This is a genomic window from Flavobacterium sp., from assembly GCF_003525665.1.
GTDB lineage: Bacteria > Bacteroidota > Bacteroidia > Flavobacteriales > Flavobacteriaceae > Flavobacterium.
In genome coordinates this window covers 10,623-13,099 of record NZ_DQDX01000143.1, presented here as the reverse complement: position 1 = coordinate 13,099, position 2,477 = coordinate 10,623, and the positions used below count along the sequence as shown (strand labels likewise).

Annotated in this window: 3 protein-coding genes; all 3 read right to left on the bottom strand. The window is 33.7% G+C overall.

Features of this window, described 5'->3' with window-relative positions; all coding sequences use genetic code 11:
* Positions 1 to 64 precede the first annotated feature (64 nt).
* On the bottom strand, positions 65 to 754 hold the full coding sequence (gene cmk / locus DIU01_RS10060) for a (d)CMP kinase (RefSeq protein ID WP_290834044.1): 690 nt from the start codon (positions 752 to 754) through the stop codon (positions 65 to 67).
* Positions 755 to 767: 13 nt separating this feature from the next.
* A complete protein-coding gene (gene porQ / locus DIU01_RS10055; protein ID WP_290834043.1) occupies positions 768 to 1,805 on the bottom strand; it encodes a type IX secretion system protein PorQ in 1,038 nt (345 codons plus the stop codon).
* A 129-nt stretch (positions 1,806 to 1,934) separates the two neighbouring features.
* Positions 1,935 to 2,477 (bottom strand): S16 family serine protease (locus DIU01_RS10050; RefSeq protein WP_290834042.1); only part of this gene is annotated, 543 nt, incomplete at its 5' end.

Genomic DNA, 2,477 nt, shown 5'->3' with positions numbered 1-2,477 from the left:
TAAATTCCAAATTCCAAAATTTTAAAAAATTGAAATTTGGATTTATAGAATTTAAATTTTGGTTTTATTGATTAATTACTTCATCAACCAATTCTAAAACTGCGGCAAATTGTTCGTCTCTTGTAAGATACGAATTATCAATTTCAATAGCATCATCTGCTATAACTAACGGAGAATCGGCTCTGTGAGAATCAATGTAATCGCGCTCTTGAACGTTTTTTAAAACTTCTTCAAACGATACATTATCGCCTTTGGCTTGAAGTTCGTCAAAACGTCTTTGTGCTCTGGTTTCGGCACTTGCAGTCATGAAAATTTTAAGTTCGGCATCAGGAAAAACTACGGTTCCAATGTCGCGTCCATCCATAACAATGCCTTTATTTTTACCCATTTCTTGTTGCTGTTCTACCAATTTGGCTCGAACTTGGGAAACTTCTGCAATTTTACTTACAAAATTGGATACTTCTATTGTTCTAATTTCTTTTTCAACGTTGACATTATTTAGAAACATTTCGGCATAACCTAGTTCGGCGTTGAATTCGAAATGTAATTTAATGTTCGGAAGACTATTTATAAGTGTTTCTTTATCAAAATAATCGGCTGAAATGTAGCCGTTTTGCATAGAAAACAACGTTACAGCACGATACATTGCTCCAGTATCAACAAAAATATAACCCAAGTGTTTGGCTAATTGTTTGGCTAAAGTACTTTTTCCTGTTGAGGAAAATCCGTCAATGGCAATTGTAATGTTTTTCAAATGTGATGTATTTTTAATATTGATATCGTTTATCAGAAAAATCGATTGTTAGTCCGAATAAACTTGTATTTGCTGCTAAAGTGTATCTTGAATAGGAATAATTAAATTTGATATTACCCATTTTTAATCCAACTCCAAGCGAAATTCCAGAAAAATTTCGTTGTTCAACAACACGTAATTCCTCGGCTCTTCTAAAATTATAACCCAATCGAATGTTGAAACCTTTTTTTGGAAATAATTCGGCACCAACAACAACATGTCGCAAAGCGTTGTTTATAAATCCAACTTTTTCTTGTGACGAACCGCCATCAATATTTCCTGTTGCTCTATTCGGATTTGAAAAAGCTACATTCCATTGTTGCATGTTTTCTAAAGTCAAATGCCAACGAATCGGCACATTTTCAACTTCTTGTGAAACACCAATTAGAATTTCTAAAGGTAATTTTTCACTGTTTCCGGCATAAGTTGTAATTTGAGTTCCAACATTTCTAATTACTAAAGCCCAATTTACATCATTTCCTTCGTCAATAAAAAGTGCGCCAAAATCGACTGCGCCACCAATAGAATTATAACTTTCTAAGGTTGACGAAATTAATTTGGCATTAGCTCCAAAATAAAAATTGGAAAACGGAACATTATAGGCATAACCAAAAGAAAGCGAGGCTTCACTACCAGTAAATGCAGTTGTTGCCTGACCATTTTCGTCGTATCCTTCAAATTTTCCGTAGTTTACATAGTTTACACCAGCGTGAAATGTTTGCACGTGTCTGTCGTACGTGTAAGCATAAGCTGCAGTTCCGTAGGTTACTTCGCCGTAATAATTTCCGTAATTTACAGACAAGTGATTGTCCATTTCGGCATTGATTGTTGCTGGATTAAAATGCACTTGATTAACATCATTATCGTAGATAGTAATAACCTTTCCACCAAGCGCTGCTTGACGTGGCGATGTTACCAAGTTGAGAAATTGATAAACAGATCTACCGCCAACTTGACTGTAATTTACAGCACAAAAAAGCATCATAAGAACGATAAGTAGTCTTTTTAACATACAAAAAATAGCAATTTCTCTATCTATAACGGAAATGCGAAGATATTATTTTTAAAGTTATCGTGAAAACAAAAATAAAAAGGCAAAAGAAATAAATCTCATGCCTTTAAAATGTATAATTTAAACTAATTACTCAATAGTTTTCGCGTTTTTCACCTTCTGATTTGTGATAGCAATGTCAATAACTTCGCTCATTTCTTTCACATAATGAAACGTTAGACCTTCAAGATAATTGGCTTTTATTTCTTCAATGTCACTTTTATTTTCGTGACATAAAATGATTTCTTTAATGTTGGCGCGTTTTGCAGCAAGAATTTTTTCTTTGATTCCTCCAACAGGAAGTACTTTTCCGCGTAAAGTAATTTCTCCTGTCATCGCTAAACCTTTTTTAATTTTCTTTTGTGTTAAAAGAGAAATCATAGAGGTTAGCATTGCAATTCCGGCGCTTGGTCCGTCTTTTGGAGTTGCTCCTTCTGGCACGTGCAAATGAATGTTGTATTTGGTTAAAATGTCTTGATCTAATCCAAAAAGTTCTGCATTTGCTTTGATATATTCTAACGCAATTGTAGCCGATTCTTTCATTACTGTACCTAAATTTCCAGTTAAGGTTAAAGTACCTTTTCCTTTAGAAATCAATGATTCTATAAATAAAATATCACCACCAACAGAAAC